The sequence below is a fragment of the Pseudoxanthomonas sp. genome (assembly GCF_002863005.1).
GTDB lineage: Bacteria > Pseudomonadota > Gammaproteobacteria > Xanthomonadales > Xanthomonadaceae > Pseudoxanthomonas_A.
In genome coordinates, this window is record NZ_PKDG01000022.1 from 50,613 (window position 1) to 75,443 (window position 24,831).

Genomic DNA, 24,831 nt, shown 5'->3' on the forward strand with positions numbered 1-24,831 from the left:
CCGTCCCGTTGCCGGAACACCGGATCTTCTGGCCTTCCGGCGGTGCGCGGCGGTCCGTGTGCCGTCGGGAGAGACCGTATGGGTCACTATCGGCCCTGCCGGGGCGTACTTGACGTGAATCCGCGCGTCGAAAGCGGGTAAATGCGTTTAGCCGAGGGGATGGATGGGCAAGGGTTTCGGACGCCGCAGCGCGGCCGGCGTCGTCGGGACCTGCCTCCGCGCAAGTTCGTCCAGCGCCTGCTCCAGCAATGCCAGGTCCTGCAGCACGCCCAGCTGGTCGACCAGTTGGGCGACGTGTCGCAGGGTCGCGGCATCGGCTCGCCCCGGCTGCGCGTGGACCCGCAATTTGCGCAGGGTCGACAGCTGCATCCGCAACCGGCGTGACCGTCGCCGCCAGGCATGCAGATGCTCCAGCCTGCCCGATGCCAGCGCCGCCGCCTGCGCGTTCGCCTGCCGTCGCATCGAGCGAAGCACGGCACGGCGCAGGTCGGCAGCACCCAGCTGGTGCCACGGCAACACCCGCAGCCGGTCGGCGTGGCGATGCGCCTGCGCCTGGCGCTGCATGAAACCGGGATCGTCGCGCAGTGCCGCGGCAAGGACGTGCTGCTGGCGTTCGGCCAGCAGCGGCAACAGTGCCTTCCAGCTGTGTGCCTCGGCCTTGCCCTCCGCGTCGCGCGCGCATGCCCGTGCGGTGTCCTGCACGACCTGCGCGTCACGCAGGGCGGACAGGCCCTTGGCCAGCGCGCGCAGTTCGACATCGATCGGATCGATCGCGTCCTTGCCCAGCGCACGCCGCGCGAGCGCGAGCAACGAGCGCAGGCGACGGATGGCCTTGCGCGCTTCGTGCACGCCCGACGGATAGACCGGCGCGATGGCCAGCGCGGCGGCAAGGGCGCGAGCCTCCGCGACCGCCAGCAAGGCGGCGCGTTCACCCGTGCGCGGGGAGGCGGTTCGAGGAGGCATGGCATGCCGTGGCGGTGGAATACCGACAGTCTAGGTCCGCATGCCACCCCCGCTGCGTGCCGTCCCGCCTGAATGCCTGCCGCTCGTCGGCAGACGCCGGGCTTGGCAGGGCGGGGATAAAAAGGTATAAATCGTTTATACGATTTACGGGTGAGCCATGGTCAAGTCCCGCAAGACGCGCGACGCCGGCATGGCGGCGCAGGCGCCGCCGGCCAAGCTGGTGCGCGACAGCTTCACGATGCCGGCGGACGACTTCGCCCTGGTGGCCGTGCTCAAGCAGCGTGCGCTGCAGATGCAGCGGCCGGCGAAGAAGAGCGAGTTGCTGCGCGCGGGCCTGCAGGCCCTGTCCGCACTGTCGCCGCAGGCGCTGGCGAAGGCCCTGGACGCGCTGGCGCCGGTGAAGGCGGGCCGCCCGAAGAAGAAGTAGCGCGCCGCGAGGTCGGTGTTCTGTCCCTGTCGCATGCGGGTGCACGCCGCGTGCGCTGTCCCTGTACTGGATGTGTTGCCGATGAACGTGTTCTCCCTGTTCCGCCGCCATCGGCTGGCGGTACTGCTGTCCCTGCTGTTGCTGGCGCCGATGCTCGTCGCCTCGTCGCACGCGCCCGTGCGGGCGGGCGATCATGTTGAGCAACGCGCGGGCTATCGCGTACAGGACCTGGACTGGGTGGATCCCGCGCGCGGACGCGCGGTGCCGGTGAAGCTGTTCTGGCCCGACAACGCAGGCCGCGGCAAGGTGCCGCTGGTGGTGTTCTCGCACGGCATCGGCAGCGCGCGCGATGGCTACACCTACCTGGGGCGCTACTGGGCGAAGCACGGCATCGCCAGCCTCCACGTGCAGCATGTCGGCAGCGATCGCACGCTGTGGGAAGGCAATCCCTTCACGCTGGTATCCCGCTTCCAGCACGCGGCGGGCGACGCCGAAGCCATCGATCGCGTCCGCGACCAGCGCTTCGCCCTCGATCGCGTGCTCGCGGGCGAATGGGGCGCGAGCATCGATCCCGCGCGCATCGTCGCGGCCGGGCATTCGTACGGCGCCAACACCACGCTGATGTCCGCCGGCGCGCGGGTGGTGCGCCACGGGCAGACGATCCAGCTGCGCGATCCGCGCATCCGCGCGGCGATCGTGATCTCCGCGCCGCCGTTCTATGGCGACCAGGATTTCCGCCCGATCCTGTCGGGCATCACCGTCCCCACGCTGCACGTCACCACGGCCGACGACATCATCCGCATTCCCGGCTTCGGGTCGGGCGTGGACGACCGGCTCAAGGTGTTCGACGCGATCGGCGGCGCGCACAAGGTGCTGGCGGTCTACCGGCATGGCACCCACAACGTGTTCACCGATCATCGTTACTTCGATTCGCGCGAGGTCAGCGAGGACGTGAAGCGGGCCACCGAATCGCTGTCGCTGGCCTTCATCGACGGCACGTTCCAGGGTTCGCCCGTCGAGCTCGCGCAGTGGCGGGCCAGCCACCGTGCACTGCTGGCGCGCTACGAGACCCGTTGACTCAGGTCGCCGACCACACGGCGAGTTCGTAGCCGTCGGGATCGGTGAACTGGAAGCGCCGTCCGCCGGGGAAGGCGAAGATCGGCTTCGTGATGCGCCCGCCGGCGGCCTCGACCTTCGCCAGGCTGTCTTCCAGCGCCGTCGAATACAGCACGACCAGCGCGCCGCCCGGCTGCGCCGTGTCGTGGGTGAATCCACCGGTCAGCCGACCATCGCGGAACTCGCAATAGTCCGGCCCGTAGTCCTGGAACGTCCAGCCGAACGCGTCGCCATAGAACGCCTTCGAGGCGGCGATGGAGGCGACGTTGAACTCGATGTAGTCGATGCGGTGGTGCTGGTCGGCGGTGCTCATGGCGGGTGTCCGTGGAGAAGGCCATCAGTCTGGCCGAGTCCGCGCCCCCTGTCTTGGCGAAATCGGACAGTCAGTCCGCGACCTGCGCGATCAACTGGGTGGGCGTGAGGCCGGTGAGCCGGCGCGCATCGCCCGCCAGCTGCGCGGCGTCGTAGTAGCCCGCGTCGAGCGCGGCGTCCAGCAGGTTGGCGTGGCGGTGCCGGTGCTGCAGGAAGCGTTGCAGCCGCAGGATGCGCGCCAGCAGCTTCGGTCCGTAGCCGAACGCTTCGTCGCACCGTCGCAGCAGGGTGCGTTCGGTGAGGCCGAGATCGCGCGCAAGCTGCGCGACCGAGTCGGGCTGCGCGCACGAGAGTCGCGCATGCACGGCCTGCATCGCGCGGTCGCGGGGCGGCGTGTCGACCAGGATGCGCTCGGCGAGCCAGGCCATCGCATCGCCCTCGCGCTCCGCCATGCGGTCGGCCAGTGCGCTCAGGCGCGGACGGCCGAGGTCGCGCAGGTCCACGCGCTGGTCGGCGAGGGCATGCAAGGGAACACCCATCCAGCGTGCGGCGGCGGTCGGCGCGAATCGCAGGCCCTGCAACCGTCGACCCGGCGCGACATGCGCGTACTGCGCCTGCGTATCCGGTCCGGCGATGCTCAGGCGCGCGCCATCCCACAGCAGGTCCACGCAGGCATCGGGCAGGACCAGCGCGGGCGCGGCGTGCGCGCCCTGCACGTAGTCCCAGCGGCAGAGCAGGGGCAGGCCGGGGGCAAGGTCATGTTGTCGGTAACGGCCGCTCATGGAGGCAGGGCGTCAGCGTTCGGAATGGCCGCTCTCATCGTAATCGCGGCGCTCGAACAGGTGGGGCTGGATCAGTTCGATGAAGGCGCGCGCCTGCGGCGACAGGAACTTGCCCTTGCGCACCACCACGCCATAGCTGCGCGAAGGAAACCATTGCGCCAGCGAGCGCGCAGCCAGCCGGTCGCGGTCGGCGTCGGTCAGGCAGATCGAGGCGATGATCGAAATGCCCATGCCCATGCTGACGTACTGCTTGATCACTTCCCAGCCGCCCACCTCCAGCGCGACGGTGTAGGGCACGCGTGCCTGCTGGAACACCAGGTCCACCAGCCGGTAGGTGATCAGCCGTTTCGGCGGCAGGATCAGGCCATGGGGCGAGAGATCCTCCAGCCGCAGGTCGCGCTTCTTCGCCAGCGGATGGTCGGGCGGCGTGATCAGCATCGGCTCGAAGCGGTAGACCGGCGCGTAGCTGAGATCGGCAGGCACATCGAGCACGGAGCCCACCGCCAGGTCCACGGCATCCGAGCGCAGCAGGTCGGTGCCGTCGGCCGTGGCGGCGTTGTGCAGGGTCAGCTTCACGTCCGGGTGTTCCTGGCGGAAGTGCTCCACGATCTTCGGCAGCAGGTAGAGGATGGTCGAGCTGTTGGCCGCCACGTTCAGTTCGCCGGCTTCCAGCCCGCTGACCTTTTCCCGGAACGTCGCGTCCAGCCCGTCCAGCCCCGCCACCAGCGGCTGCGCCAGTTCGTACAGCACCTGGCCCTCCCGGCTGGGGGTCAGCCGGCGCCCGCTGCGCTCGAACAGGGTGATCCCCAGGTCCCGTTCCAGTGCCTGCAGTTGCAGGGTGATGGCAGGCTGGCTGACGAAAAGCGCCTCCGCGGCCCGCGACACCGACCCCAAACGGACCGTCTGGCAGAAGGCGCGCAGCGGCTTCAACCGGTCGGATTTGTAGGGAAATCGGGGGGTTGGCGCTTCTTTAGAGCTCACGTTCTACTCAATTATAAGTCAGGCTTATTTAGTGCATTGACAAAACTGTTTTGTCAAATAATTCGACACGGGAGCACTGTGCGTCTCCAGCAAGACGCCAAGAGACGCCCATGTCCGCCACCGCTTTCGCCCTGCCGCCGCGCGATACCCGCGCCGACCGCCCCACCCCCGGCATCGCCCTGACCGCCAATGTGGCGGGCCAGGACGCCCTGTTGCCACCCGGCGCGCTGGCCCTGCTCGTCTCGCTGCACCGTGCGATCGAACCGGAGCGCCAGGCCCGGTTGGCGGCCCGCCGGTCGCGACAGGCCTTCTTCGATGCGGGCGGCCTGCCCGATTTCCGCGAGGACACCCGCGGCATTCGCGAGGGCGACTGGGCCGTCGCCCCGGTCCCGGCCGCGCTGCAGGACCGTCGGGTGGAGATCACCGGTCCGGTCGACCCGAAGATGGTCATCAACGCGCTGAACTCGGGCGCGAAGGTGTTCATGGCCGACTTCGAGGATTCCACCTCGCCGACCTGGCAGAACCTGCTGACCGGCCAGCGTGCGCTGGTCCGCGCCGTGCAGGGCGATCTCGAGTTCACCTCCGACGCCGGCAAGCACTACACGCTGAAGCCGCAGAACGAGCAGGCCGTGCTGCTGGTGCGCCCGCGTGGCTGGCATCTGGACGAAAAGCACGTGCTGATCGATGGCGCGCCGATCGCGGGTGGGTTGTTCGACATCGCCGTGTTCGCCTGGCACAACGCCCGCGCGCTGCAGGCCCGCGACCGTGGCCCGTACTTCTACCTGCCCAAGCTGCAGAGCATGGAAGAGGCCGCGCTGTGGGAAACCGCGCTGTCGCACATCGAAGCCGCGCTGGGCCTGCCGCACGGGCAGATGAAGGTCACGGTGCTGATCGAGACGCTGCCGGCCGTGTTCGAGATGCACGAGATCCTGCACGCGCTGCGCGATCGTATCGTCGGCCTGAACTGCGGCCGCTGGGACTACATCTTCTCCTACCTGAAGACCTTCCGCCGCCACGCCGACAAGGTGCTGCCCGAGCGCGGCCAGGTGACGATGACGCAGCCGTTCCTGAAGGCGTATTCGGAACTGCTGATCCAGACCTGCCATCGCCGCGGCGCCCATGCGATGGGGGGCATGGCGGCGCAGATCCCGATCAGCAACGACGAGGCCGCGAACGAACAGGCGCTGGCCCGCGTGCGCGCCGACAAGCTGCGCGAAGTCACCGCCGGGCACGACGGCACGTGGGTGGCGCACCCGGCGCTGATTCCGGTCGCGAAGACGATCTTCGACGAACACATGCCGCAGCCGAACCAGCGCAGCGTGCAGCGCGAGGACGTGGCGGTCACGCGCGACGACCTGATCCGTCCGTCCACCGGCACCATCACGCGTGCCGGCTTCGAGGGCAACGTGGAAGTCTGCGTGCGCTACCTGGCCGCGTGGCTCGATGGCAACGGCTGCGTGCCGATCCATTGGCTGATGGAAGACGCCGCCACCGCCGAGATCTCGCGCACGCAGATCTGGCAGTGGCTGCACACCGCCGACGTGCACCTGTGCGACGGCACCCAGATCGATTACGCGCTGCTGCAGCGCACGCTGGCCGCCTTGCCCGCGAAGCTGGGCGACCACTCGCGGCTGCCCGGTGGCGAGCGCATCTCCGAAGCCATCGCCCTGCTCGACCACCTGAGCCGCGCCGACGAGCTGGCCGATTTCCTGACCTTGCCCGCGTACGACCGCATCGACTGACGCATCGACTGACGCATCGACCGACCACCCCCACCACGACGCCCCAAGACGAAAGAGAGCCCGCCATGAGCACCAAGCAACAGCAGATCGACGCCATCCAGAAAGACTGGGACAGCAATCCGCGCTGGACCGGCGTGAAGCGCGACTACGCCGCCGCCGACGTCGTCCGCCTGCGTGGCAGCCTGCAGCCGGAATACACCCTGGCCCGCCGCGGCGCCGAGAGGCTGTGGAAGCTCGTCAACGGCGAAGCCAGGAAGGGCTACGTCAACGCGTTCGGCGCGATCAGCGCGGGCCAGGCGATGCAGCAGGCCAAGGCCGGCCTGGAAGCCGTCTACCTGTCCGGCTGGCAGGTGGCCGCCGACGGCAACACCTCCGAGACCATGTACCCCGACCAGTCGCTGTATGCGTACGACTCGGTGCCGACGATGGTCCGCCGCATCAACAACACGTTCCAGCGCGCCGACGAGATCCAGTGGAAGAACATCTGCGACGGCAAGGCGAACGAAGCCGACGCGATCGATTTCTTCCTGCCGATCGTCGCCGACGGCGAGGCCGGCTTCGGTGGCGTGCTGAACGCCTACGAGCTGATGAAGAACATGATCGTCGCCGGTGCTGCGGGCGTGCACTTCGAAGACCAGCTGGCCGCGGTGAAGAAGTGCGGGCACATGGGCGGCAAGGTGCTGGTTCCCACGCAGGAAGCAGTGCAGAAGCTGCAGGCCGCGCGCCTGGCGGCCGACGTGCTGGGCGTGCCGACCATCGTGCTGGCGCGCACCGATGCCGAAGCCGCCAACCTGCTGACTTCGGATTTCGATGCCAACGACCAGCCCTTCGTCACCGGCCAGCGCACGGCGGAAGGCTTCTACCGCGTGAAGAACGGCCTGGAGCAGGCGATCAGCCGCGGCATCGCCTACGCGCCGTATGCCGACCTGGTGTGGTGCGAAACCGGCACGCCGGACATCGGCTTCGCCCGCGAATTCGCCCAGGCGGTGCACGCCAAGCATCCTGGCAAGCTGCTGTCGTACAACTGCTCGCCCAGCTTCAACTGGAAAAAGAACCTGGACGATGCGCAGATCGCCCGCTTCCAGGACGAGCTGTCGGCGCTGGGCTACAAGTACCAGTTCATCACCCTGGCTGGTATCCACATCAACTGGTTCAACACCTTCAAGTTCGCGCACGACTATGCGCGCGGCGAGGGCATGAAGCATTACGTCGAGCAGGTGCAGGAAGCCGAGTTCGCCGCACGCGAGAAGGGCTACACCTTCGTCTCGCACCAGCAGGAAGTGGGCGCCGGTTACTTCGACGACGTCACCACCGTCATCCAGGGCGGCAGCTCCAGCGTCACCGCGCTGAAGGGCTCGACCGAGGAAGAGCAGTTCTACGAAAAGGAAAAGGCGGCCTGATCGCCGCCTGCAGGGATGCAGCAAAAGAAACGCCGGCTTTCGCCGGCGTTTCTTTTTTCCAGCGTTGCGAGAAGGAAGCGCGTGCTTACTTCTTCACTTCCTGCGTGTGGCCCTTGAGCGCTTCGGCCAAGCCCGGCACGCCGTCGGCGCCCGTCGGCACGCTGATGCTCGAACCGGTGAAGTCCTTGCCGATCGGTTCCGCGCGACCGCCCAGGCACTGGGCGAGGAAGCCCTCGGTGACGGCATTGAACGCCTTGTTGTTCTCCGGCCGCGCGAAGCCATGGCCTTCGTCGGGGAACAGCACGTAGGTCACCGGGATGTTCTTGGCCTGCATCGCCTTGACGATCTGGTCGCTCTCGGCCTGCTTCACGCGCGGGTCGTTCGCCCCCTGGCCGATCAGCAGCGGCTTCTTGATCTGGTCGGCGCGGGTCAGCGGCGAACGTTCGGTCAGCCACTTCTTGCCGGCTTCGGTGCGCGGGTCGCCCATGCGCTTGGCGAGCTGCTCGAAGAAGCTGGCCCAGTACGGCGGCACGGTGCTGAGCAGGGTGTTGAGGTTGGACGGGCCGACGATGTCCACGCCACAGGCGAACGCGTCCGGCGTGAACGTGAGGCCGGCCAGCGTGGCGTAACCGCCGTAGCTGCCGCCCATGATCGCGACCTGGTCCTGTGTGGTCACGCCCTGCTTGACTGCCCACTGCACGGCGTCGATCAGGTCGTCGTGCATCTTGCCGGCCCACTCGCCGTTGCCGGCGTTTGTGAAGTCCTTGCCGAAGCCGGTGGAGCCTCGGAAGTTGACCGACAGCACCGCGTAACCACGGTTGGCCAGCCACTGGTTGTAGCCGCCGTAGCCGTAGGAATCGCGTGCCCACGGACCGCCGTGGACCAGCAGTACCAGCGGCACCGGCGCATCGGCCTTGCCGTCGTTGTTCGCATCGGCACTGCGTGGCAGGGTCAGGTAGCTGACCAGCGTCTTGTTGTCGCGCGATGCGATCTCCACCGGCCACTGCGGCACCAGCGGCTTGCCTTCCAGCTTCGGGCGCGCGGAGAACAGCTTGGTCAACGTGCCGGCCGGGCGGTCGTAGCGGTAATAGACCAGCGGTGCTTCGGCGGCGGAGTACGCGACGATCCAGGTCTTGTCGTCCAGCGTGCGGGTGTTGACGGACACATCACCCGGGCCGATCGCTTCCAGCTTCTCCAGGTCGGCGCGGATCGAGGGATCGACGATCTTCCACTCATCGCGCAGGTAGTCCACCGACACCGCCTGTACCTTGCCCGTCGCCGGATCCGCGAGGGTGCCGCCGACGTCGGCGCGTGCGTCTTCCAGCACCAGCGAGCGCTTGCCGCTTGCCACGTCCACCGCGAACAGCGCAGCGGTGTTGCGGCCGCGGGAATCGGTGAAGTACAGCGTCTTGCCGTCCAGCGTCAGGCCGCCGGGGCTGGTGGTCAGGACGTCTTCGAACGGGATGTCGTCGAACTTCTCCCACGCTCCGTTGGCGCCGCGCTTCAGCACGTCGGCGCCGCCGTCCGGGCGCGAGCGTTGTGCGTACCTGAGCGTGTAATCGGCATCGGCGATGTAGCCGGCGATCTTGGCATCGTTCTTCTCCAGCAGCGTGCGCGTACCGGTGGCGAGGTCGACCTTGTAGAGGTCGTGCCACTGCGCGTCGCGATCGTTCATGCCGACCAGGATCGTGCCTGGATGCCTGGGGCTGACGCCGGCCACCTGCGCGGTGGTCTTCGGGAAGGGCGTCAGGTCCTTCGCCTGGCCCGTCTTCAGGTCGACGGCGTACAGGTGGAAGTCCTCGTCGCCGCCACTGTCGCGGAGGTACAGCAGCGTGTCGGGGTGGTACGACCAGAAATAACTGCGGATGCCGCGCGCCTTGTCCTGGGTGACGGCCTTGGCCTGCGCCGGATTGTCGGCCGGGGCGACCCAGACGTTGAGCACGCCATCGACGGCGGCGACCCAGCTGAGGTACTTGCCATCGGGGCTGATCTGCACGTTCGCGCGCTCGGGATTGCCGAACAGGGCATCGCGCGCGATCAGTTCGGTACCGGCGATGCGGTCGGCGGCGGATGGCGCCGCCTGTGCGGCAAGGGCGAACGCGACGGTCGAGGCCAGCAGCGTGAGGCGGAATGCGGTGTGGCGCATGGGCGGACTCCAGGGTGGCAAGGAAGGGACGGCAGACGGGACGTCCGCCGGCGACAGGTGTGACCCGAGTAGACCACACCCCATCTTCCATCGCCGTGGCCGGAGGTCATGCTGCGTTGCCGCGGTCCAGTCCCCGATAGCCCAGGGCTTCTGTCAGGTGCGCGGTGCCGATGGATCCGCTTTCCGCCAGGTCGGCGATGGTGCGCGCCACGCGCAGGATGCGGTGCAGGCTGCGTGCCGAGAGCTGCAGGCGTTCGACCGCGCGCTCCAGCAGCGCCTGGTCGCGCGCCGACAGGCGGCAGTGCGCCATCGTCTCCGCCTGGCCCATCCGCGCATTCGGCTTGCCGCAGCGCGCGTGCTGGCGAATGCGCGCTGCCACCACCCGGGACTGCACCGCGGCCGTGGTTTCGCCGTCCGGCGCATCCGGCCGCAAGTCCTGCGGCGGCAGCCGGGGGACGTGGACGTGGAGGTCGATGCGGTCCAACAGCGGACCGGAAACGCGGCTGCGGTAGCGACGGACGAGATCAGGCCCGCAGCGGCAACGGCCGCTGGCGTCGCCGGCCCAGCCGCACGGGCAAGGGTTCATGGCGGCCACGAGCTGGAAGCGCGCCGGGAATTCCGCCGTGCGCGCGGCCCGGGAGACGGTGACGGTGCCGGACTCCAGCGGTTCACGCAGTACCTCCAGCGCGGCGCGGTTCCATTCGGGCAGTTCGTCGAGGAAGAGCACGCCATGGTGCGCCAGCGAAATCTCGCCGGGACGCGGCTGTGCACCGCCCCCGACGAGCGCCACCGCGCTGGCGGTGTGGTGGGGGGCGCGATAAGGACGTTGCCGCCAGCGCGCCGGGTCCAGTCCGCGACCGCTGACCGAGGCAATGGCGGCGCTTTCCATGGCTTCGCTGTCGCTCGCCTCGGGCAGCAGGCCGGGCAGGCGTGACGCCAGCAGGGTCTTGCCGCATCCGGGAGACCCGATCAGCAGCAGGTGGTGTCCCCCTGCGGCAGCGACCTCGAGCGCACGCCGCGCGTGGGCCTGGCCGCGCACATCCGCCATGTCCGGAATCGTCGGAGGCAGCGTCGGGGGTGCCACGGCGCTCGGCAGCGTCTTGCGGCCTTCGAGCAGCGCGCAGACTTCGAGCAAGGTTCGGCCCGTGAGCGCGCGTCCGTCCTGGACCAGGGCGGCTTCGGCGCCACTGGGTTCCGGTACTACCAGCGTGCGTCCGCTGGCGGCGACCGCCAGGGCTGCCGGCAGGACGCCATCCACCGCGCGCAGTTCGCCGGTCAGGCTCAACTCGCCTAGGAATTCGTAGTCCGCCAGCGCCTCGCGCCGGATCTGTCCGCTTGCGGCGAGGATGCCCAGGGCGATCGGGAGATCGAATCGTCCGCCGTCCTTCGGCAGGTCGGCCGGTGCCAGGTTCACCGTGATCCGCCGCGTCGGGAATTCGAACTGCGCACAGAGGATCGCCGCGCGCACGCGGTCGCGCGCCTCGCGCACGGCGGCTTCCGGCAGGCCGACGATCTGCGTGGACGGCAATCCGCCGGACAGGTGGACTTCCACGCGCACGGGTGGCGCGGACACGCCCGCCCGTGCCCGGCTGTGCACCAGGGCCAGACTCATCGCGGCGGGGTCAGGACTGGGCGGGCTTGTCGGCCAGCTGGGCTTCCAGCGTAGCGACGGTGCGCTCGAGCGTTTCCAGCTTCTCGCGGGTGCGCAGCAGCACGGCCTGCTGCACGTCGAATTCCTCGCGCGTCACCAGGTCCAGCTTCGCCAGCCCTGCCTGCAGGGTGGCCTTGAAGGTCTGCTGCAACTCTTCCTGCGATTCCCGCAGTCCGGGCGGCACCAGTTGGCTGAGGCGGCGGGCGAGGTCGTCGATGTGGTTGAAGTCGATCATGTGGGGTCTCCGGCAGTGCATCGAGCATGCGAGGCGGGCGGGTCGGTGCGCCATCGGGGTTCGCTGCGCAGCGCTGTCGGAAATGTCCGGGCGGCGAGGCGGACATTGAACCGCGAGACGGGCCGCCGCCGCAACCGCGCGCGGCGCCGGCACGCTATCCTGAGGCCAGCATCCTAGGGAGAATCCTGCATGAAAATGGTCATGGCCATCATCAAGCCGTTCAAGCTGGACGACGTGCGCGAAGCACTGGCCGACGCCGGCATCGCCGGCATCACGGTCACCGAGGTGAAGGGCTTCGGGCGCCAGAAGGGCCATACTGAGCTCTATCGCGGCGCCGAGTACGTGGTCGATTTCCTGCCGAAGGTGAAGCTTGAAGTCGCCGTCACCGACGAGCAGACCGAGCAGGTGGTCGAAGCCATTGTGAAGGCCGCCGGCACCGGCAAGATCGGCGACGGCAAGGTGTTCGTCTACGACCTCGAGCGGGTGGTGCGGATCCGCACCGGCGAGCTCGACGCCGACGCGCTGTGACGCCTCATGGCTGATCCCGCATTCGACACCCGCCTGCAGCAGGCGCTGGCGTTCATCGAGTCGAAGGGCGTGCGGCGCAGCACGGCGGCGCCGCCGCTGTATCGCCTGTTCTGGAAGATGGGACTGAAGGTGCCGCCACCTCTGATGGCCGGTTTCTTTTCCATCGCGCTCCTGATGGGAAGTTTCTTCGGCGTGTTCTGGGGCCTCGTGATGTGGCTGCTGATCTGGAACCGCACCCACATGCCGTCGGCCATTGCCGCGCTGCTGGCGCTGATGGCGGGCGTCCTGTTCGGTCTGATCATGGCGGCCGTGCTGCGCATGCAGGCACGTGGGAAGCGGATTCCGGTGTGGAAGGAGTTTTCCCCGTAGCGAAGCCCTTCGATCCGCACAGCCAAGAAAAAGGCCCCGCACGAGCGGGGCCTTTCTGTTTGCCTCGTATGGTGCGCCTTACTCGCCGAGCGCCTTCGCCACGAACGGCGGCGCCACCAGCACGCCCGTATGCAGGTGCGCGGTGTAGTACAGCGTGTCGAACGGCTTGGCGGCGGCATCTGCTTCACGGAACGCAAAGTCGAAGCCGGCCTGCTTGCTGGCGAGGGTCACGCTCCACCAGCCGGTCGGGTAGCACGGCTGCGGGAACGGCAGCGTCTTGAACGACTGGAAGCCGGCCTTGCCCATCTCCGCGCGCATGTCCTTGATCAGGTCCAGCAGCGCCAGCGGAGACTCCGACTGCTGCACCAGCAGGCCGTCCGGCTTCAGTGCGCGGTAGCAGCTTTCGAAGAACGCCTTGTTGAACAGGCCTTCGGCCGGGCCGACGGGATCGGTCGAGTCGACGATGACCACGTCCACGCTCCCGGGTTCGCAGTTGGCCATGTAGGCCACGCCGTCGTCGAACAGCAGTTCGGCGCGCGGATCGTTGTTGGACTCGCACAGCTCGGGGAAATACTTCTCCGCCATGCGCGTGACCTGCTCATCGATGTCGCACTGCGTGGCCTTTTCCACGCCCGGGTGCTTCAGCACCTCGCGCAGCGTGCCGCAGTCGCCGCCGCCGATGATCACCACGCGCTTGGGTGCGGCGTGGGTGAACAGCACCGGGTGGCTGATCATCTCGTGGTAGAAGAAGTTGTCGCGCGTGGTCAGCATCATCGCGCCGTCGATCACCATCAACTTGCCCCAGTCGGTGCTGTCGTAGATCTCGATCTTCTGGAACGGCGACTGCACTTCATCCAGCTTGCCCGTGGTGCGGAAGCCGATGGCGGAGCCGGTGTGCGAGAAGTGTTCGATGAACCAGGTGTCGTTGGCGGTCATGGGGCTGTCCTGCATGAAGGGAATGGCAACGGCGATGGGGCCTGCCGCTGCGGCGGCGCATTGTAACGGACCCATGTGACCGCAGCCTGTAGAATGCGCGTCCGCTTGCCCTACCCTGGAAAACGCCATGTCCTGGTCCACCGACCACGCCCGCAAGACCTACTCCGTCCCGCACTGGGCCGAAGGGTATTTCGACGTGGACGCCGCCGGCCGCATCGTGGTGTCGCCCAAGGGCGCGCAGGGTCCGGTGATCCCGCTACCCGAAGTGGTGGACGCCGCGCGCGCGCAGGGTGCGCAGCTGCCGTTGCTGGTGCGCTTCCCCGACATCCTCGGCGACCGCCTGGGCAAGCTGCAGGCCGCGTTCGCGCAGGCGCAGGCCGAGTGGGACTACAAGGGCGGCTACACGGCGGTCTACCCGATCAAGGTCAACCAGCATCGTGGCGTCGCCGGCACGCTCGCCTCGCACGCAGGCGAAGGTTTCGGCCTGGAAGCCGGCAGCAAGCCCGAGCTGATGGCCGTACTGGCGCTGTCACGCCCGGGTGGGCTGATCGTCTGCAATGGCTACAAGGACCGTGAGTACATCCGCCTGGCGCTGATCGGCCGCAAGCTGGGCCTGCAGACGTTCATCGTCATCGAGAAACCGTCCGAGCTGGCGCTGGTCATCGAAGAGTCGCGCGCGCTGGGCGTGAAGCCCGGCCTCGGCGTACGCATGCGCCTGGCGACCCTCGGCGCCGGCAAGTGGCAGAACAGCGGTGGTGACAAGGCCAAGTTCGGTCTGTCCCCGCGCCAGGTGCTCGACCTGTGGAAGCATCTACGTGAGGCAGGCCTGCAGGACACGCTGGGCCTGCTGCATTTCCACATGGGTTCGCAGATCAGCAACGTGCGCGACATCGCCAACGGCATGCGCGAAGCGACCCGCTATTTCGTCGAGCTGTCGAAGCTGGGCGCGACCATCAGCCACGTCGACGTTGGTGGTGGCCTCGGCATCGACTACGAAGGCACGCGTTCGCGCAGCTATTGCTCGATCAACTACGGCATCGGCCAGTACGCCAGCAACATCGTGCAGCCGCTGGCGGAAGCCTGCGAACAGCATGGCCTGGTGCCGCCGCGCATCGTCACCGAGTGCGGGCGCGCGATGACCGCGCACCACGCGGTGCTGGTGGTCAACGTGTCGGAAGTGGAGCAGGCGCCGGAAGGCCGCGTGCCGCCGTCGCACGACGACGAACCGTCGGTGATCCGCCACCTTCGCGAGATCCACGGCGAGCTCGACACGCGCCCGGCCGTCGAGCTGTTCCACGAAGCGCAGCACCACCATAGCGAAGGCCTGTCGCTGTACGCACTGGGCCAGATCGACCTGGTGCACCGGGCGCGCATCGATGACCTGTTCTACGCCATCGCGCATGCCGTGCGCGCGCGCCTGAGCAGCGACGAGCGCAGCCATCGCGACCTGCTGGATGAATTGAACGAGCGGCTGGTCGACAAGTATTTCGTGAATTTCAGCGTGTTCGAATCGATTCCCGACGTATGGGCGATCGACCAGGTCTTCCCGATCGTGCCGATCGAGCGCCTGGACGAAGCGCCGTCGCGCCGCGGCATCATCGCCGACATGACCTGCGACTCGGACGGCATGGTCAAGACGTATGTCGAGAACGAAGGCCTGGATTCGTCGCTGCCGCTGCATGCCATGAAGCCCGGCGAGAGCTACCGCCTCGGTATCTTCCTGGTGGGCGCCTACCAGGAAATCCTCGGCGACATCCACAACCTGTTCGGCGACACCGACGCGGTGGAAGTCAGTGCCGACGCGGGCACCGGCTACCTGATCACCCAGCAGCGTCGCGGCGACACCACCGACGTGATGCTCGACTACGTGGGCTACAAGCTGGAAGACCTGCGGTCCGCGTACCGCACGCGCGTGGAAGAGGCGAAGTTGCCCGCGGATGAAGCCGTGGCGCTGGCCGATGCGCTGGAAGCCGGCCTGACCGGCTACACCTACCTGTCGGACGAACCGCTGGGCTGAGACCATCAGGGAGGGGCGATGCGCGGAACGTTTTGCCTGCTTGCAGTCGTTCTTTTTCTGACATCCACGCCGGCGTGGGCGTGTCAGGACCCCGACTGGAAGTCGTTTCGGCAGCAGGTCAGTGATGCCCGTACCGTCTTCATCTTCCGGCTCGAGTCAACTGAGGTCAGAAGAACGCAATTGGGCTCCTCGGCGCACATGGAATGGATCCATGGACGTGTCCGTGTCGTGTCGTCGCTGAAGGGCGATGCTAGGGGCTTTCGCAGCGTTCGCTTCAGTACCGGAGGCTGTGATGCTGTTCGGCTCGACACGGGCCACTATTTTTTGGCGGCTACGCGCGAGTCGGGTCCGGAGCTGGATTTGCTGGCGCAAGGCCGCTCGGTGATCGACCTGAAGTACGAATACGTCGAGGGTGCTCCGCCAGAGCGGCGAGAGGGCCAATTGCTGCGTTCCATACGCCGGCACCTGTCAGATGGCGCGTCATTGCCAGCCGAGTTGCCCGACGCGCACCGCCGGTTCATGACCGACGCCTTCCCGCCGCTGCCGCCTCCACCCCGCGCGGCAACGCGACGCTGACGCGTAGGGCGGATGCCGCTTTACGCTCGAGCTACCTGGAACCCCGCGAACGACTGCGTCACCGGCATGATCTCCAGCCGGTTGATGTTGAGGTGCGGTGGCAGGGTAGCGACGTAGAAGATCTGTTCGGCGATGTCATCGGCCGTCATAGGCTGCGCCCCCGCGTAGAGCTTGTCCGACGCGGCCTGGTCGCCGTGCGTGCGGACCAGGGTGAACTCGGTTTCGGCCATGCCGGGTTCGATGTCGGTCACCCGCACGCCGGTGCCGTGCAGGTCGCTGCGCAGTCCCAGCGAGAACTGGCGGACGAAAGCCTTGGTGCCGCCATACGTGTTGCCGCCCGGATACGGGTAGCTGCCGGCGATCGAGCCGATGTTGATGATGGCGCCCTTGCGCTCCACCAGCAACGGCAGCAACCGGCGGGTGACGGTGACCAGCGCCAGCACGTTGGTTTCGATCATCGTGCGCCAATCGTCCAGCGACGCCTGCTGCGCAGGTGCCGTGCCCAGCGCGAGTCCGGCGTTGTTGACCAGCAGGTCGATGTCGCGGAAGGCCGGGGGTAACGCATCGAGGGCGGCGTCCAGAGCCGTTTCGTCGCGGATGTCGAATGCGGCGGCGTGCACTTTGTCCGCTCCGAGCTCGTCCACCAGTGCCTGCAAGCGATCGGCGCGGCGTCCAGTGGCGATGACGCGCCAGCCGGCGGCCACGAAGCAGCGGACGGCAGCGGCACCGAAGCCTGACGTGGCGCCGGTGATGAGGGCGGTGCGGGTCATGGGGATTCCTTCGCGGGGGGAAAGCGGTTCGCAGTCAGCGACGTGCACGCCAGACGGCGCCCAGCCACGTACCGAGCGCAGCGGCGGCGACGGACAGGAGTGCGCTGAGGGCGTTGGTGCGCAGCAGGAAGCCGAGCGGGTAGGCGACGTCCGACGCCGCGCCGGCGATGCCGGCCAGCACCGCCAGGGTCGCGATCCACACCGCCAGCGTCAGGCCGATGGCGACGATCAGGAAGCGATGGCCGGCCAGCGCGCCGCCCAGCCCCATGCAGACGGCCGTCACGACGTAGCTGAGCGGCGCCAGGAATCCCCAGCGCGTCTGCACGACCTCCTGCCAGTGCGCGGGCAGGACGACGCCGATCAGCCACGAGGCGACCAGCAGCGCCCCCATCGCTGCGGCCGTCGCCGCGAGCAGGCGACGCAGCGTCGGCCGCGCGGCGCTCACTGCGCCTTGACCGCCATCGCGGGCAACCCGCTGCCGGCGAGCTTCTGCTTGGCTTCGGCCAGCTCGCTGGCGGTGCCGTACGGCCCCATGCGCACGCGGTACACGGTCTTGCCGTTGATCTGCGCCGACTCCACCCGCGCGCTCAGGCCCAGCATCGCGATCTTGGCCTTCGTCGCCTCGGCATCGCCTGATGCGCCGAATGCACCCGCCTGCAGGATGTAGCGGGCGCCCGTGTCGGCGTTGGCCACGGTCGCCGGCCTGGGCGTCGGTGCGGGCGCGGTCTCCGCCGTGCGCGGCACGTCGGCGACGCGCGCAGGCGCGGTTTCGTTGATCGGGGTCGGCTGGGCGGGCACAGCAGCCTCGGCCGGCGTGGTGGCGACCGGCGTGGGCGCCTGTCCGTTGAGTGCGGCGCGCGCCTTGCGGGCGTCTTCCTCGCGCGCGCTGGCCGCCAGTTCCGCGTCGGACATCTGCACTTCCTTGCCGGGCAGCAGGGTGTAGAAGTCGTACTGCGTTTCCTTCGCCGCGCTTTCGTCGGTCGCCGCGGCCGTGGCCGGCGTGTCCGTGACGGGCGCATCGGGCACCACCGACTCCACGTCGGCACTGTCGATGGGCGCCGGCTGCGCATCCGGGTTGGGCTGCGGGCGGAAGAAACCGTCGCCGTCCTTCTTGCCGAGGCCGGGCACGATGAAATACATCGCCAGGCCGATCAGCAGGCCGAGCACCAGCCAGACCCACGCGGGCGTGGCGTGGCTGGAATTACGGGTGGCCTGGTTCTTGCCGCGCCTTGCTGCCATCTACTGCTCTCCGCTCACATCTTCTCGGGCGCGCTGACGCCCAACAGGTCAAGTCCGTTCGCCAGCGCCTGGCGAACCGCCACCGCCAGCGCAAGCCGCGCGTTCCGCTGGGTGGCATCGTCGACGAGGATCGGCTCGCCGTCGTACCAAGCCTGGAAAGCATAGGCGAGTTCGCGCAGGTATTGCGCGATGGCGTGGGGCTCCAGCGATGCGCCGGCCGCTTCCACGACCTCCGGATAACGCGACAGTTCCACCATCAAGGCCAGCGAGCCGTCGTCTGTGAGTGCGGGCAACCCGGCGATGCCGGACGCCTCGTCGTACGCCGCGAAGCCTTTCTCCGTCACGCGGCGCAGCAGGCTGCAGACGCGGGCATGGGCGTACTGCACGTAGAAGACGGGATTGTCCTTGCTCTGCTCGCGCGCCAGGTCGATGTCGAACGTGAGTTGCGAATCCGGCTTGCGCGCGATCAGGAACCAGCGCGTCGCGTCGGCGCCCGCTTCTTCGATGAGGTCGCGCAGCGTCAGGTAGCTGCCGGCGCGCTTGGACAGCTTCACCTCTTCGCCGCCGCGCATCACGGTGACCATCTGGTGCAGCACGTATTCCGGATAGCCCGGCGGAATGCCTTCGCCCAGCGCCTGCAGGCCGGCCTTCACCCGGGCCAGCGACCCATGATGGTCGGCGCCCAGCTCGGTGATCGCGCGCTCGTAGCCGCGCTGCCACTTGCTCAGGTGATAGGCCACGTCCGGCACGAAGTAGGTGTAGGTGCCGTCGGACTTGCGCATCACGCGGTCCTTGTCGTCGCCGAAGTCGGTCGACCTCAGCCACAGCGCGCCGCCTTCCTCGTAGGTATGGCCCGAGGCGACCAGCTTGCGCACGGTTTCCTCGACCTTCTGGTCGGCGTACAGCGAACTCTCGAGGAAGTAGCGGTCGAACGACACGCCGAACGCGGCCAGGTCCAGATTCTGTTCGCGGCGCAGGTAGGCCACGGCGAAGCGGCGGATGGCGTCGAGGTCCTGCGGATCCCCGGCACCGGTGACCACATGGCCTTCGACCTCGACCGAATCGCCATTGAGGTAGGCCTGCGCCACGTCGGCGATGTAATCACCGCGGTAGCCGTCTTCCGGCCAGCCGTCGCTGTCCGGCCCCAGGCCGAGGGCGCGGGCCTGCGTGGACTTGGCCAGGTTGTCGATCTGCACGCCGGCATCGTTGTAATAGAACTCGCGCCTGGCGTCCCAGCCGTTGGCGGCAAGCACCCGCGCGATGCAGTCGCCGATCACGCCTGCCCGCCCGTGGCCGACGTGGAGCGGGCCGGTCGGATTGGCCGATACGTATTCCACGCCCACCGTCTTGCCCCGACCACTGTCGTTGCGGCCATAGGCGGCGCCCTGGGCGAGCGCGGTGGTCACTTCGCGCTGGTAGGCGCCGGGGCTCAGGTGGAAATTGATGAAGCCCGGGCCGGCGATTTCGACCTTGGCGATGTCCTCGCTGGCCGGCAGCGCGGCGACCAGGGTGGTGGCGATCGCGCGCGGGTTGCTGCGCGCCGCCTTGGCCAGCAGCATGGCGGCGTTGGTGGCGAAGTCGCCGTGCTCGCGGGTCTTGGGTCGCTCGACCACGAACTCGGGCGTGGCGGTGTCGGCGGGCAGGGTGCCGGCGGAGCGCAGGGCATCGATGCCCTGGGCGATCAAGGCGCGGAGGGAAGCTTTCACGGAGGACCGTCGTGTTGCGTGGGAACCCCCTATTCTAGTTTTTCCCGCTCCCTGCGGGGGATCGGCGCGGTTCAGCCAGCGCGCCCTCAGACCCAGCCGCGAGCCGCCATCGATTGCGGCGGTCCGTCGCCGATGACGAAATGGTCCAGCAGGCGCACGTCGACCAGCGCAAGCGCCTGTTTCAGGCGCTGCGTCACCGCACGGTCGGCGGCCGAGGGCTCGGCGCAGCCGGACGGATGGTTGTGGCCGACGATGAGGGCCGTGGCATTGAGCGCCAACGCGCGCCGCGCGACCTCGCGCGGATGGACCTCGGCGCTGTCCACCGAGCCCTGGAACAGCTCCTCGAAGGCCAGCACCCGGTGGCGCGTGTCCAGGAACAGCGCGGCGAAGACCTCGTGTGGGCGGCCGCGCAGCCGGTGCGCGAAGTACCGGCCGGCCGCGTCCGGATCGCCGATGGCGTCGCCCCGCGCCAGCGACGCGTGCAGCAGGCGGGTGCCGAGTTCGAGCGCGGCGCCCAGCGCACAGGCGCGGGCCGGTCCCAGGCCGGGGAGGTCGACCAGCTCGGCGGGCGAACGCTCCAGCAGCGTGCGCAGCGGGCCGTGGTGGGCGAGCAGCTCGCGCGCGGTGGCCACGGCATCGCGGCCGCGCAGGCCGGAGCCCAGGAAGATGGCGAGCAGTTCGGCATCGCTGAGGCTGGTGGGCCCGCGCGCGAGCAGCTTTTCGCGGGGTCGTTCGTCGTGGGGCCAGTCGCGGATGTGCATGCGGTCATCGTCGACGGACGGCGGCGGGGCCGGGATCGGGGCGTGCGGGGCGTTCGGGTAAGCTAATCGCCTGAATCGACGTAGGAATGGGCCGACGTGAGTGGACCGGACAAGACGCAGGGCCTCGCGGGGCAGCGGCTGCTGCTGTGCGTGGGGGGCGGCATCGCTGCCTACAAGGCGCTGGAACTGGTGCGCCGGCTGCGCGACGGCGGGGCGGAGGTGCAGGTCGCCATGACCGCAGGTGCCCAGCACTTCGTCACCCCGCTGAGCTTCCAGGCCCTGTCCGGCCAGCCCACGCGCACCACCCTGTGGGACAGCGCCGCCGAGCAGGCGATGGGCCATATCGAACTCGCGCGCTGGGCCGACCGCGTGATCGTCGCGCCGGCGACCGCCGACCTGATGGCCCGATTGGCGCACGGCCTGGCCGACGACCTGGTGACCACGCTGTGCCTGGCCACCACCGCGCCCATCATGCTCGCGCCGGCGATGAACCACCGCATGTGGCAGCACCCGGCCACCCAGGCAAACCTGGCCACGCTGCGCGCCCGTGGCGTACAGGTTGTCGGTCCAAACGACGGTCCGCTGGCCGAGGGCGAGTCCGGCCCCGGTCGCCTGGCCGAGCCCCACGAGATCGTCGCTGCCCTGGCGGGGCAGGCGGCGGCGCAGGTGCCGCAAGACCTGGCCGGCCTGAAGGTCGTGGTCAGTGCCGGCCCGACCTATGAGGATCTGGATCCGGTCCGCTACCTGGGCAACCGCAGCAGCGGCAAGATGGGCTTCGCCGTCGCCGCGAGCGCGGCCAGGCGGGGCGCCCGCGTCACCCTGGTCGCCGGGCCCGTGCAGTTGCCGACCCCGGCGGGCGTCGATCGCGTCGATGTGCGCTCGGCCGCCCAGATGCACGCGGCCGTCTTCGCCGCGCTGCCCGCCGACATCTATATCGGTGCCGCCGCCGTGGCCGACTACACGCCGCGCGAGCCGGCGGCCAACAAGATCAAGAAGTCCAGTGAATCGCTGGCACTGGATCTGGTGCGTACGCCCGACATCCTGGCCGAGGTCGCGGCGCAGACGCAGGCGCTGAAGCTGGTGGTGGGCTTCGCCGCCGAAACCAACAACGTGGCCGAGTACGCGCGCAGGAAGCTGGAGGCCAAGCGGCTGGACATGATCGTGGCCAACCGGGTCGGCATCGCCGACGGCGGCTTCGAGAGCGACCAGAACGCGATGACGGCGTACTGGAAGGATGGCGAACGCAGCTTCGCGTCGGCGCCGAAGACACGGCTGGCCGACGACCTGATGGACCTGATCGTGGAGCGACTGGACGCATGACCGCTGACCGCACCGTGGAAGTGAAGCTGCTGGATCCGCGCTTCGGCGACGAATGGCCGCTGCCGGCCTATGCCACCGAAGCCAGCGCCGGCATGGACCTGCGCGCCGCGCTGGAAGCCCCGCTGGTGCTGGAGCCCGGCGATGCGGCGCTGGTGCCCAGCGGCATCGCGCTGCACCTGGGCGATCCGGGCCTGTGCGCGGTGGTGCTGCCGCGGTCGGGACTCGGGCACCGGCACGGCATCGTGCTCGGCAATGGCACCGGGTTGATCGATGCCGATTACCAGGGGCCGCTGCTGATCAGCGTGTGGAACCGCGGCCACGAGGCCTTCACCATCCAGCCCGGCGATCGCATCGCCCAGGTGATGGTGCTGCCGATCGTGCGCGTTGGCCTGCAAGTGGTGGATACTTTCGCCGACAGCGCACGGGGGACGGGTGGTTTCGGCCACACCGGCGTGCGGTGACAGGGGACAAGCCGATGAATACGACGACCGAGAGCCGCAAGCGGATTCCCGTGGGCGACCTGCGTGGCGCCTTGCCGAAGCTGGCGGTGCTGCTGGCGCTGCTGGCCGCGCTGCTTGCCTGGAGCGGCATCCGGCAGTGGCGCGACGCCCGCTTGCTGGAAGACGTCGAGCACGCGCGCGACCGGGCGGTGGAGGCGGTGCAGGCCAGCCACGCGGCGCAGGTGAAACAGTTGCAGCAGCGCCTGGCGTCCGCGCCGGTCAAGGCGGCGCTGGCCGCCAACGACCCTGCGGCTGCGGTGGCCGCCGTCCGCGAAGGATGGGCCGGCGTGGAGCACGTCGAGATCCTGGAGGGCGGGCTGCAGGCCGCCTATGACGACGCCGCGGCATTCGGCTTCAGCAAGCTGGCCTTGCTGGAAGCCGGGATGCAGGGCGATGCCGTCGCGACGCGCGTGGTGAAGGACGGCAAGAAGACCGCCTTCGGCATGGCGGCGGCCGTGCCGCAGGGCGTGCTGTACGTGAGCGTGCCACTGGCGCGCCTGACTGCCGGCTTCGATGGCGTGGCGCTGCCCGCCGGCGGCTACTTGGCCTTGCGACAGGGCGGCTACTCCATCCAGCAGCGCGGCGACAGTCAGTTGTCCGACGGCGCAGAACGCATGGCGCACGCGGTGGGCAAGACCGGCCTGCGCGTGGCCACGGCGGCGCCGGACAGCGAATCCGGTCCGTTGGGCCTGGGCGCCATCCCGGCGCTGGTGGTGGCGGCCCTGCTGGCAGGCCTGGCCATCGCGTCGGTCGTGGTCGCGCGTGGCGGTGTCCGGGTGGGACGGTTTGGAAAGAAAGGAGCAGAGATGCACGACATGGACGAACCCACCCTGGGCGAGGCGCTGCTGCGCGATCCCCCGCCCGCGCCGACGGCGCGCGCTGGCTCCGCCGACGAGGAGGCAGACGCGTACCGGCAGGCGGACGCAAAGACCGTGGAGGTCGACCCGGGCATCTTCCGCGCCTACGACATACGCGGCATCGTCGGCGCCTCGCTGAGCATCGAGGTGGCCGAACTGATCGGCCTGGCCATCGGCTCGGTGATGCGCGACGAGGACCTGATGGACATCGTCGTCGGGCGCGACGGCCGCCTGTCGGGGCCGGACCTGGCCGGTGGATTGATCGAAGGCCTGCGCAAGGCGGGACGCAACGTGATCGATATCGGCCTGGCGCCCACGCCGGTGGCGTACTTCGGTGCCTACCACCTGCGCGCCGGCAGTTGCGTGGCCGTCACCGGCAGCCACAACCCGCCGGACTACAACGGGTTCAAGATCGTGGTCGGCGGCCAGACGCTGTCGGGCGACGCCATCACCGATCTGTACGAACGCATCCGCGACAACCGCCTGTACCTGGCCGGCGTGCCGGGCGACCTGCAGCAACGGGACGTCTCGGCCGACTACATCCAGCGCATCGCCGACGACGTGCAGCTGGAGCGTCCGCTGAAGATCGTGGTGGATGCCGGCAATGGCGTGGCCGGCGACATCGCGCCGCAGCTGCTCGAAGCCATCGGCGCCGACGTCATTCCGCTGTACTGCGAGGTGGACGGCACGTTCCCCAACCATCATCCAGACCCCAGCGAACCGCACAACCTGGAAGACCTCATCCAGACGGTGAAGCGGTTCGACGCCGACCTCGGCCTAGCCTTTGACGGCGATGGCGACCGCCTGGGCGTGGTGACGAAGGAAGGCGCGGTGATCTTCCCCGACCGCCTGTTGATGCTGTTCGCCGCCGATGTGCTGGAGCGCAATCCCGGCGCGCTGATCATCTACGACGTGAAGTGCACCGGGAAGCTGCAGGGCTGGGTGCTGCGCCATGGCGGCACGCCCATGATGTGGAAGACCGGGCACTCGCTGATCAAGGCCAAGATGCGCGAGAGCGGTGCGGAACTGGCCGGCGAGATGAGCGGCCACTTCTTCTTCCAGGAGCGCTGGTACGGCTTCGACGACGGCCTGTATTCGGCCGCCCGCCTGCTGGAGATCCTGGCCAACCGCGCGGAAACGCCCTCCGAGGTCCTGGCGGAGTTGCCGGACGGGGTATCCACGCCGGAGATCAAGGTCGACGTGCGGGAGGGTACGCCGCACGCCATCGTCGAGCGCTTCGTCGAAGGTGCGGAGTTCGAGGGTGCACGCCTGTCCACGATCGATGGCCTGCGCGCGGACTGGGACGACGGCTGGGGCCTGGTGCGCGCGTCCAACACCACGCCGATCCTGGTGCTGCGGTTCGAAGCCGACACGACGGCGGCGCTCGAGCGGATCAAGACCGAGTTCCGGACCCGACTGCAGGCGCTGGCGCCGGAACTGAAGATGACGTTCTGACCTTCCGCGCAGGGAGGGCCAGTGCGCGAACGCCGGGCAATG

The 24,831-nt window shown here is 68.7% G+C and carries 24 protein-coding genes; 11 read left to right on the forward strand and 13 right to left on the reverse strand.

Annotation, left to right across the window (positions count from 1 at the left end; genetic code table 11):
• Positions 1–147 precede the first annotated feature (147 nt).
• Entirely contained in the window at positions 148–963 is an 816-nt protein-coding gene (locus CYU89_RS11160) for a CHAD domain-containing protein (RefSeq protein ID WP_296281030.1), read from the reverse strand.
• A 157-nt stretch (positions 964–1,120) separates the two neighbouring features.
• Here CYU89_RS11160 and CYU89_RS11165 point away from each other — a divergent pair, with 157 nt between their 5' ends.
• Positions 1,121–1,390, forward strand: coding sequence for a hypothetical protein (locus CYU89_RS11165; protein WP_296281031.1), 270 nt, complete (start codon positions 1,121–1,123; stop codon positions 1,388–1,390).
• An 81-nt stretch (positions 1,391–1,471) separates the two neighbouring features.
• Entirely contained in the window at positions 1,472–2,467 is a 996-nt protein-coding gene (locus tag CYU89_RS11170) for a hypothetical protein (protein ID WP_296281034.1), read from the forward strand.
• Position 2,468: 1 nt separating this feature from the next.
• Here the strand turns inward: CYU89_RS11170 and CYU89_RS11175 are convergent, their stop codons facing one another.
• From CYU89_RS11175 to CYU89_RS11185, 3 genes are all read right to left on the reverse strand, one after another.
• Positions 2,469–2,819 carry a VOC family protein gene (locus tag CYU89_RS11175; protein ID WP_296281035.1) on the reverse strand — a complete coding sequence of 117 codons (351 nt, stop codon included), beginning with the start codon at positions 2,817–2,819 and terminating at the stop codon, positions 2,469–2,471.
• 70 nt (positions 2,820–2,889) lie between these two features.
• Entirely contained in the window at positions 2,890–3,600 is a 711-nt protein-coding gene (locus CYU89_RS11180) for a helix-turn-helix domain-containing protein (RefSeq protein WP_296281037.1), read from the reverse strand.
• A 12-nt stretch (positions 3,601–3,612) separates the two neighbouring features.
• A complete protein-coding gene (locus CYU89_RS11185) occupies positions 3,613–4,581 on the reverse strand; it encodes a LysR family transcriptional regulator (RefSeq protein ID WP_296281039.1) in 969 nt (322 codons plus the stop codon).
• A 110-nt stretch (positions 4,582–4,691) separates the two neighbouring features.
• On the opposite strand from CYU89_RS11185, the gene aceB reads away from it, so the two are divergent.
• Both aceB and aceA read left to right on the forward strand, forming a co-directional pair.
• Positions 4,692–6,323 carry a malate synthase A gene (gene aceB / locus CYU89_RS11190; protein WP_296281042.1) on the forward strand — a complete coding sequence of 544 codons (1,632 nt, stop codon included), beginning with the start codon at positions 4,692–4,694 and terminating at the stop codon, positions 6,321–6,323.
• A 65-nt stretch (positions 6,324–6,388) separates the two neighbouring features.
• Complete coding sequence (gene aceA, locus CYU89_RS11195; RefSeq protein ID WP_296281044.1) at positions 6,389–7,723, forward strand: isocitrate lyase; 1,335 nt, start codon at positions 6,389–6,391, stop codon at positions 7,721–7,723.
• A gap of 85 nt (positions 7,724–7,808) precedes the next feature.
• Here the strand turns inward: aceA and CYU89_RS11200 are convergent, their stop codons facing one another.
• The 3 genes from CYU89_RS11200 to CYU89_RS11210 form a co-directional block, all read right to left on the reverse strand.
• Complete coding sequence (locus CYU89_RS11200; RefSeq protein ID WP_296281046.1) at positions 7,809–9,869, reverse strand: S9 family peptidase; 2,061 nt, start codon at positions 9,867–9,869, stop codon at positions 7,809–7,811.
• Between the two features lie 106 nt (positions 9,870–9,975).
• Complete coding sequence (locus tag CYU89_RS11205) at positions 9,976–11,481, reverse strand: YifB family Mg chelatase-like AAA ATPase (protein WP_296281048.1); 1,506 nt, start codon at positions 11,479–11,481, stop codon at positions 9,976–9,978.
• 10 nt (positions 11,482–11,491) lie between these two features.
• A complete protein-coding gene (locus tag CYU89_RS11210) occupies positions 11,492–11,755 on the reverse strand; it encodes an accessory factor UbiK family protein (RefSeq protein ID WP_296281049.1) in 264 nt (87 codons plus the stop codon).
• Positions 11,756–11,944: 189 nt separating this feature from the next.
• Here CYU89_RS11210 and CYU89_RS11215 point away from each other — a divergent pair, with 189 nt between their 5' ends.
• Entirely contained in the window at positions 11,945–12,283 is a 339-nt protein-coding gene (locus CYU89_RS11215) for a P-II family nitrogen regulator (RefSeq protein WP_296281051.1), read from the forward strand.
• Between the two features lie 6 nt (positions 12,284–12,289).
• Complete coding sequence (locus tag CYU89_RS11220) at positions 12,290–12,652, forward strand: DUF6404 family protein (RefSeq protein WP_296281052.1); 363 nt, start codon at positions 12,290–12,292, stop codon at positions 12,650–12,652.
• Positions 12,653–12,730: 78 nt separating this feature from the next.
• Here CYU89_RS11220 and speE read toward each other — a convergent pair whose 3' ends face one another.
• A complete protein-coding gene (gene speE, locus CYU89_RS11225) occupies positions 12,731–13,588 on the reverse strand; it encodes a polyamine aminopropyltransferase (RefSeq protein ID WP_296281054.1) in 858 nt (285 codons plus the stop codon).
• Between the two features lie 127 nt (positions 13,589–13,715).
• Between speE and speA the strand changes: the two genes are divergently transcribed.
• On the forward strand, positions 13,716–15,605 hold the full coding sequence (gene speA / locus CYU89_RS11230) for an arginine decarboxylase (protein ID WP_296281055.1): 1,890 nt from the start codon (positions 13,716–13,718) through the stop codon (positions 15,603–15,605).
• Positions 15,606–15,623: 18 nt separating this feature from the next.
• Positions 15,624–16,181 carry a hypothetical protein gene (locus tag CYU89_RS11235; protein ID WP_296281057.1) on the forward strand — a complete coding sequence of 186 codons (558 nt, stop codon included), beginning with the start codon at positions 15,624–15,626 and terminating at the stop codon, positions 16,179–16,181.
• 20 nt (positions 16,182–16,201) lie between these two features.
• Here CYU89_RS11235 and CYU89_RS11240 read toward each other — a convergent pair whose 3' ends face one another.
• The 5 genes from CYU89_RS11240 to radC all read right to left on the reverse strand — a co-directional run bounded on the left by CYU89_RS11240 (position 16,202) and on the right by radC (position 20,657).
• Positions 16,202–16,951 (reverse strand): SDR family oxidoreductase, encoded by a 750-nt coding sequence (locus CYU89_RS11240; protein WP_296281059.1) that lies wholly within the window; start codon positions 16,949–16,951, stop codon positions 16,202–16,204.
• Positions 16,952–16,985: 34 nt separating this feature from the next.
• Positions 16,986–17,396 carry a hypothetical protein gene (locus CYU89_RS11245; RefSeq protein WP_296281061.1) on the reverse strand — a complete coding sequence of 137 codons (411 nt, stop codon included), beginning with the start codon at positions 17,394–17,396 and terminating at the stop codon, positions 16,986–16,988.
• Positions 17,393–18,190, reverse strand: a complete 798-nt coding sequence (locus CYU89_RS11250; RefSeq protein ID WP_296281062.1) for an SPOR domain-containing protein — start codon at positions 18,188–18,190, stop codon at positions 17,393–17,395. The genes CYU89_RS11245 and CYU89_RS11250 overlap by 4 nt, the downstream gene beginning before the upstream one ends.
• 14 nt (positions 18,191–18,204) lie before the next feature.
• Positions 18,205–19,896 (reverse strand): arginine--tRNA ligase, encoded by a 1,692-nt coding sequence (gene argS / locus CYU89_RS11255; RefSeq protein WP_296281064.1) that lies wholly within the window; start codon positions 19,894–19,896, stop codon positions 18,205–18,207.
• Positions 19,897–19,982: 86 nt separating this feature from the next.
• A complete protein-coding gene (radC, locus tag CYU89_RS11260) occupies positions 19,983–20,657 on the reverse strand; it encodes a DNA repair protein RadC (protein WP_296281065.1) in 675 nt (224 codons plus the stop codon).
• 96 nt (positions 20,658–20,753) lie between these two features.
• On the opposite strand from radC, the gene coaBC reads away from it, so the two are divergent.
• Genes coaBC through CYU89_RS11275 form a run of 3 tightly spaced genes read left to right on the forward strand, consistent with a single transcriptional unit; the run spans position 20,754 to position 24,789 of the window.
• Entirely contained in the window at positions 20,754–21,977 is a 1,224-nt protein-coding gene (gene coaBC / locus CYU89_RS11265) for a bifunctional phosphopantothenoylcysteine decarboxylase/phosphopantothenate--cysteine ligase CoaBC (RefSeq protein WP_296281067.1), read from the forward strand.
• Entirely contained in the window at positions 21,974–22,438 is a 465-nt protein-coding gene (gene dut, locus CYU89_RS11270) for a dUTP diphosphatase (protein WP_296281070.1), read from the forward strand. The genes coaBC and dut overlap by 4 nt, the downstream gene beginning before the upstream one ends.
• 14 nt (positions 22,439–22,452) lie before the next feature.
• Complete coding sequence (locus CYU89_RS11275) at positions 22,453–24,789, forward strand: phosphomannomutase/phosphoglucomutase (RefSeq protein WP_296281072.1); 2,337 nt, start codon at positions 22,453–22,455, stop codon at positions 24,787–24,789.
• The last annotated feature ends 42 nt before the right edge of the window (positions 24,790–24,831 follow it).